The following is a 6751-nucleotide window of genomic DNA, read 5'->3' as shown; positions in this document are numbered from 1 at the left end:
CGCCCTCTCCGCCATGACAAATTGTAACGTATTGAACAGATTGATATTTTTCTTGCCAAGCAAACTTTGTCTTCCCTTTTGTCTTACCCGTAGAAGACATGCGCGAAAGGTCCACCGCAAGCCGCTCGACCTAATCTTAGGGCCGATGTGGTGCCCACCACAGGGATCGAACCTGTAACCGCTCGCTTACAAGGCGAGTGCTCTTCCGGTTGAGCTAGATGGGCAGTTGGGGGAAACCGAGCAAGCGCGCGACCGAAGTCTCGGGTTGCCTTGCGACGGTTCTATGACCCGGCCGCGCGCCCGGGCCACCGGCGGGCGGCCAGGAACCCGCCGAAGCGACTCAGGAACCGCCGTAGGAATCCCAAGCCTTCAGGCTGGGGCGGATCTCAACGGCACGGCAGTTTAGCCGTGCAGAGAAAAAGGCGAGCGCGTTACTGTGCTGTTCTGGATTCAGCAGTCGCGCTCAATGATGCGTTCTTCATGGATGGTTGCCTGGATGCGATCCAGGCCTCGATCTCGCTTTCGCGCCAGCCAACAGCCCTGTCACCGAGCTTGAGCGGGGCGGGGAACGCCCCCTCCTTGATGAGAGCGTAGATGCGGCTCTTGGAGTAGCCAGTTGCATCGATTACCTTCGGCAAGCGGAGTAGTTTTTCCCTCATGACAGCTCCCAAATGCTAAATGAACGAGTTGATCGCCGAAAGCATCATACAAGACGGCATGGGAAAAAAAGGCGCAAAAGAGCACGTTTTTGATCTCATTTCCAGCAATTCAGCACAACCCGGCCTCCTCTAGAAAGCGCGATTCAAGGCCTTCCTCGATGGCGCTGCTGAGGATGAGCCGATGTCTGGCGCGCGTCATGCCCACATATAGCAGACGCCGCTCGTCTTCCTCGGTCGAGTCGGTATGCGGTAGCGTGCCGTCCTCGCAGCCCATGATCCAGACATTGTCGAATTCGAGCCCCTTGGAAGCGTGCAAGGTCATGATCTGAACTGGGAGGACGTGACCGCGGCTCCTCGGGCGACCCAAGACAGATAGCCGTTGCGCCAGTGAGCCCGGCATCTTTGCAATGACGGTCCCAAGCCGTATCAAAAGGTCTAACTGGTTTGGCTTGCAGTAATCCGCCAGAAAGCCAACGACACCGTGCACGACCAGAGACGGTCGCCCCTTGCGTGCCTGACTGATCCATCCCGCGAGCCCATTGCGCAAACCGAGGAGTGTTTTCTTGAGCCCCGCGTTGTCGCGCGCCTCCTCGATGGCAAGCTCCAAGCGAGGGATGCACCCGCCCTTGGATCGTCTGGAATGCTCGTTGACCCATCCTGCTTGGAGGCCGCAAAATGACATGGCGTTCGCAACGCCGGTCCACGAGTCGTCCAGCACTGAGCGCAGCAAGCCAAGCAGAACGCCCCCGACGGAATGCTCCCAGACGCTCTTCCCGCCAGACCGGGAGTACGGGATGCCAGCGTCGGATAGCGCCACCTCTGCGGCATCGAGGAGAGAATTGGTGCGCCCAAGGACAGCCCATGCCTGACCATCGCCACTCTTCTTGATCGCCTCGGCGATCAAATCCACCTCATCCCATCGTGAGGGCGCTCGAACGACGCGAATTTCGCCAGGATCGTCCCTGTGAGCGGTGATTTTCTTGGCCGCCCGGTCTTTGTTGTGGACGATCAGCTTGGCCGCGTGGGCCAGGATGTTTGGCGCACAGCGGTAGTTGACGGGGAGGGTGGTTTCGGTGGCGGAAAGAGCGAGCGTAACCGCCCGCAGGCCGGCGTATCCCAGCGCATGCCGGAAGGCATACAGACTCTGGTCATCATCGCCAACCAAAGTCACCTCGACCCCTGCGCGCCCATGGAAGAGGACCCATTCCATCTGAACCTCATCCATATCTTGAGCTTCATCCACCAGCAGCCAACGGATGGGCAGCGGAGCCATCTCGCCGTTAGCCATTTTGCGGACGGAGACCAAAAGCAAGTCAGAGAAGTCCATTGCGCCCTCGGATTCCATGAGCTCCTGGTAGGCGTGGAACAAGGCTTCGAGAGACGGTTCTGAAAACACCGGTGGCGTGAGGCGCGCCTTGGCGGCATCGATGGCTTGGATCACATCGTCGAACTCCAGGTCAGGCGCATGCTGCTGCCAGCATCGGCGCAGCACGGCCAAGCGCTCTCCTTCGGACAGCAGGCGAAGCGGCTTTGCGCGATTGATCCGCTTGAGCTGGCCTAGTGCAATGGAATGAAAAGTGCCGACGGCCAGACGCCTTGCATGATCCTGACCACAGGAGGCAAGGATTCTCGATCTCAGCTCATCGGCCGCATCGCGGGTAAAGGTAACCGCGCACAGGCGGCCCTTGGAATGACTCGCAAGCAGCCTTGCGGCCCGTTCCGATAGAACCCGGGTTTTGCCAGAACCCGGGCAGGCGAGAATCGTGCAGTGGCCGGTGGCAGCCACCGCCCGCTCCTGGTAAGGGTTGAGTTCCACCTATGCTTGTTGGGCAGCAACGGAACCGCCGGACTCAGCGGGAGGAGACATATCGATGCTGTCGGTCCGCTCTGCACTGTCGGTCCGCTCTGCTCCATTCTTGACTTGACCTTGCGTTTCCTTCCTGCGGGCCGCGATCATGGCTCGGCCGGCGATGGATCGAATGGCGCCTGCCAAGCGGAGAAGACGGCGTTTCCATTCGTAGATGCTACGGGAGTAGTTGCCATCAGGAATGACGCCGGACAGCCACAGGGTGTCCAGCTTGGCGACGAGGCCATCAAACTCCCGAATGAGGCCAACGTAGCGCACGGCACGAGGAGAGGTGATCTTGGCCTCCACCTCCTTGGGGTGGGAGTAATCGATGCCATTGAACTCGATCCCGTTTGCTTCCGCCACCTTTTCGAGGCGGGCGACTTCACCGCGCATGTCCTCGAACATCTTGTTTAGGCGCTCATCGACCACGCCCTCCACCTCGCGGGCCTGCTCGTCGGTGCCGACGATTCGCAGCACCACCGAGAGGGAGAAGATCGCGTTCGCGCATATCTCGAAGCCTCGATCGAATACCTGCTGCGCATGGAACGAGTGGAGTTTGACCCTCTGGGTAAAGTACGGATGGCTCTTGGGATTGGATTTGTCTTTCGATACCGCCGGCGCTGCCGCCTCTTTGGTTGCCATTCGATTCTCCTGGTAGAAGAAGATAGACCTCCATCCTATGAAATCTGGATTCTGAAACAGAGGCGAAAAGCACACCAAAACGCACTGTTTAGCGCCGCCTTGTGCTTGACATTCCCAATCGGGTTGCTAGAATGGGGTTCATCATTCGATGTGCGTAACGCCTTCGGATGTTCGAAAGTCCTAGCTGGGGACTTGAAACAAACAGCATTCAACAGCCGACCACCACAAGGTGGCGGCATCAGTTGATCGCCGCAATCGAGAACTGCGGCGATCCATCAGGGGCGCATCTCGCCCAACCCTTGCCGCGGGGTATTGCTGGCATAGGCTTGGGCGCGAAAGCGTAAGACCTCTCCGTTGTGTTTGCGACGGATTGAGGCAGCGCGCCCCGTGAACCTGCGAAATGGAAATCAATCAACGGCGGGCGGCTTGGAAGGTCGCCAACGAAGGATACCCGTGCGTCTGACAAACGCACCAAGGCGGGTATTCGTCGTCCGTTGGGGCGGTAGCTCAATGGGAGAGCAGCAGACCGTCAATCTGTTGGTTGCGGGTTCGATTCCCGTCCGCTCCATTCCCCTGTACCAACCGCTCAGTGGTATACTGAGCGACAATTAGGCAAGTGCGCCCAGTCGTCTGGGCGGATTGACGGCCCCTACCTCAGTGGGGGTTTGCCGAATAGACTGGGACGACGCCCGCAACCTGGCGGGCGTTCGTTTATCGCCAGATTTTTAACCCCTCGGGGGCATTCGTGTCCCCGTAGGGGGCATGGTGCCTCCGGGGTCCTTCAACCACCCCAATCAAGGAGGCATCATGGAGCCAGTAATATTCCTTCTGTGCGTTCTTTCCGGCCTGGTCATCAGCCGCCCGATCTTGCGGGCGCTAGGACTCCGGTAACGCACCACCGCCTGCGGGTAATCCCGCAGGTCAGAGGCCTTTCGTGGAGAGGCTTCCGGCCTGCGGGGTTGCCACGGGCGCGTATCAAGCCTGGCACACCCTTGCAGGAGCGTTTCTAAACCCACGCAAGGAGGCGTCCATGAATCATCCTGTTCTTGCCAAGGCCTATCGCGCCATCCCTTTTCGGATGGCCTGCGAACTGCATCAGCGGCTGCGTTCCGGCTGCACCTCTCCGGAGACGCGCAAGATGCTGCGCGAGGCCCTACAAAAAGCTGGTGTTGCGCGTCGGCTTATGGCTTGAAAAAGAGCGCCCGTGCGCAAGCGCGGGCTTTCCTTGGCGCACAGTTCTGGTGCGTCAAGGAAAGACTAGATTGTCGCTCATGGTTATCCAAGAGTCACATAGCGGTAGCTGGCCGCTCTAAACAAACAGCGAGTAGGCGCTGTGCCGGGTAACCGGTTCAGCATTGTCATCAACCCCAGCCGGGGCGCCTCCCCGGTATGGGGATAGGTGCCTCCGGCGAAAGGAGGTACCAATGAAAATTGAAGCAAACCTCGGGCTGCTGTCCATGCCGGCAGACCAGTATCACGCCCACTCAGCCGTGGGACACTCTGGGCTGCTGCGCATCATGCGCTCACCAGCTCATTACAGGGAATACGTGGCCAACCCGCCTGAGCCGACCCCGGCGATGCAGTTGGGAACCGCATTCCATACGGCCATTTTGGAGCCGAATCGATTCGGAGAGACCTTCGTGGTTGCACCGAAGTTCGACCGGCGCACGAAGGAGGGAAAGGCCGCAGCGGAAGAATGGGAAGCGTCCAATTCGGGGAAAACCCCTTTGCCCGCTGACCAAATGGCGGCCATTGAGCAGATGGTCGCCAGTGTTCGATCCCACCAAGGTGCCGCCAACCTGTTGGCGAGCGGCATGGCCGAGATGTCCGGCTTCTGGGTTAACCAGGAGACCGGCATCGAATGCAAATGCCGCCCGGACTGGGTAGTCACGCTGGAGGGCCGCCCAAACTGGGTCACGGCAATCGTGGACGTGAAAACGTGCCGCGATGCCAGCGCAGACGGGTTCGCGCGCAGCGTCGCCGCGCTCGGCTACGACGTGCAAGCGGCGTTCTACCAGGATGGGATCAAGGCCCTGACCGGGAAAACGGTTCCGTTCTACTTCGTGGCAGTGGAAACAGAACCGCCTTTCGCGGTCGCTGCCTACAAGGCGAGCGACGATCTCATCGAAGTTGGACGCGCCAAGTATCGCGGCGCGCTTCAGCTTCTGAAGTGGTGCCGCGAGAACGACCGCTGGCCCTCCTACCAGCCGAACGGGGAGATCGAGACGATCAACCTGCCGCGCTGGGCGGCCAACTTCGATCTGGAGGTGTGAAGCGAAAAAGCAAAGGGAGCGGCGACGCTCCGCTTGAGTTTGATCGCTTCGCAACATTCAAGGCCTGCTAGCAGGCCAATTCAACCGGCGGGAACGCCATGTCTCCCGCCGGGGGCATGGTGTCCGCCTTTTTCTTTTTTCGAAAGGAGATCACCATGTCTTTGCAAACACTCAAGAACATCAATCGTGGTGCCGCTGAGGAGAGCCCCAAGAACTTCCCAGCAATGCTGGAGAAATTCAAAGGGGAGATCGCTCGGGCACTGCCAAAGCACATCAACCCAGACAGGATGGCGCGGATCGCGCTCACCGCGTTCCGTATGAACCCCAAATTGGGTGAGTGCGACCCCCGCAGCGTGTTTGCGGCCGTCATCCAGTCCTCGCAAATGGGGCTGGAAGTCGGCTTGATGGGTGAGGCGCACTTGGTCCCATTCGGGGATCAGTGTCAGCTCATCCCGGGCTACACGGGCCTGATGAAGCTGGCCAGGCAGTCCGGCTTGGTTCAGGACATCTACGCCCACGAGGTGCGCGTGAACGACAAGTTCACGCTCAAGCTCGGGCTGGAGCGCAATCTTGAACACGAGCCGCTCACGGTGCCAGGCGGTTTCCCCGCTTCCGATGAGGAGCGCGGAGAAGTCGTCGGCTTTTATGCCGTGGCCGTCTTCAAGGATGGCTCACGGACATTCGTGGCGATGAGCCGCAAGGAGGTCGAGCGTATCCGCGACAATTCGCGCGGTTACCAGGCAGCAAAGCGGTTCAAGAAGGAGTCCGTCTGGGATTCCGACTTCACCGCCATGGGACTGAAGACGGCAATCCGACGTCTCTGCAAGTTCCTGCCGAAGTCTCCGGAGCTTGCGACGGCCCTTGCGCTCGACGCCGCAGCCGAGAGCGGCAAGCCTCAAAATCTGGATGTCAAAGATGTGATCGATGGCACTTACGCCCCGATCATCGACGAAGACACCGGAGAGATTCTGGACGCCGACCCCAAGCAGGACGAAACCAAGTCCCAGGAACAAGAGGTCAAGACCGAGCAAGCCAAGGTGGAGAAGACCGAAATATTCGGCCTGAAGGCCACCGAGGTAAAACGCGGAGACACGATGACAATCGTCATCGATCCTCGTGAGCAAGGTAGCAAGCCGGCCAAGGCAAATGCCAAGCTCGCGACGGCGATCAAGGCTATGGAAAAGGCTTCCACGAAAGAAGCCCTGGACGAAATTTATATCCGTCTTGAGGCCGACTTCGAGGGGGCTGACCTGGAGGCCCTGATGCGCGAATATCGTCGCATCAAGGACGGCCTGATCTAAACAAATACCCCGCGCTTCGGCGCGGGG

At 59.5% G+C, this 6751-nt stretch carries 6 protein-coding genes and 2 tRNA genes; 4 read left to right on the top strand and 4 right to left on the bottom strand.

What is annotated here, in order from left to right; genetic code table 11:
• Positions 1-148: 148 nt before the first annotated feature.
• From V6E02_RS12205 to V6E02_RS12190, 4 genes are all read right to left on the bottom strand, one after another.
• Positions 149-224, bottom strand: a tRNA-Thr gene (locus V6E02_RS12205).
• Positions 225-431: 207 nt separating this feature from the next.
• Positions 432-659: a helix-turn-helix transcriptional regulator gene (locus tag V6E02_RS12200; protein WP_347309082.1), complete on the bottom strand. Its 228-nt coding sequence runs from the start codon at positions 657-659 to the stop codon at positions 432-434.
• A 109-nt stretch (positions 660-768) separates the two neighbouring features.
• Complete coding sequence (locus tag V6E02_RS12195) at positions 769-2475, bottom strand: ATP-dependent helicase (protein WP_347309081.1); 1707 nt, start codon at positions 2473-2475, stop codon at positions 769-771.
• Complete coding sequence (locus V6E02_RS12190; RefSeq protein ID WP_347309080.1) at positions 2476-3150, bottom strand: hypothetical protein; 675 nt, start codon at positions 3148-3150, stop codon at positions 2476-2478.
• Positions 3151-3646: 496 nt separating this feature from the next.
• On the opposite strand from V6E02_RS12190, the gene V6E02_RS12185 reads away from it, so the two are divergent.
• From V6E02_RS12185 to V6E02_RS12170, 4 genes are all read left to right on the top strand, one after another.
• Positions 3647-3718 (top strand) — tRNA-Asp (locus V6E02_RS12185).
• A gap of 462 nt (positions 3719-4180) precedes the next feature.
• The gene (locus V6E02_RS12180) at positions 4181-4342 is read left to right on the top strand and encodes a hypothetical protein (protein ID WP_347309079.1); all 162 of its coding nucleotides are present in this window, start codon (positions 4181-4183) and stop codon (positions 4340-4342) included.
• Between the two features lie 232 nt (positions 4343-4574).
• On the top strand, positions 4575-5423 hold the full coding sequence (locus V6E02_RS12175; RefSeq protein ID WP_347309078.1) for a PD-(D/E)XK nuclease-like domain-containing protein: 849 nt from the start codon (positions 4575-4577) through the stop codon (positions 5421-5423).
• Between the two features lie 155 nt (positions 5424-5578).
• On the top strand, positions 5579-6724 hold the full coding sequence (locus V6E02_RS12170; protein WP_347309077.1) for a recombinase RecT: 1146 nt from the start codon (positions 5579-5581) through the stop codon (positions 6722-6724).
• Positions 6725-6751 lie beyond the last annotated feature (27 nt).

It is taken from the genome of Thiobacter sp. AK1, assembly GCF_039822265.1.
Lineage (GTDB): Bacteria > Pseudomonadota > Gammaproteobacteria > Burkholderiales > Thiobacteraceae > Thiobacter > Thiobacter aerophilum.
This window is presented reverse-complemented; position numbering and strand designations above follow the sequence as displayed.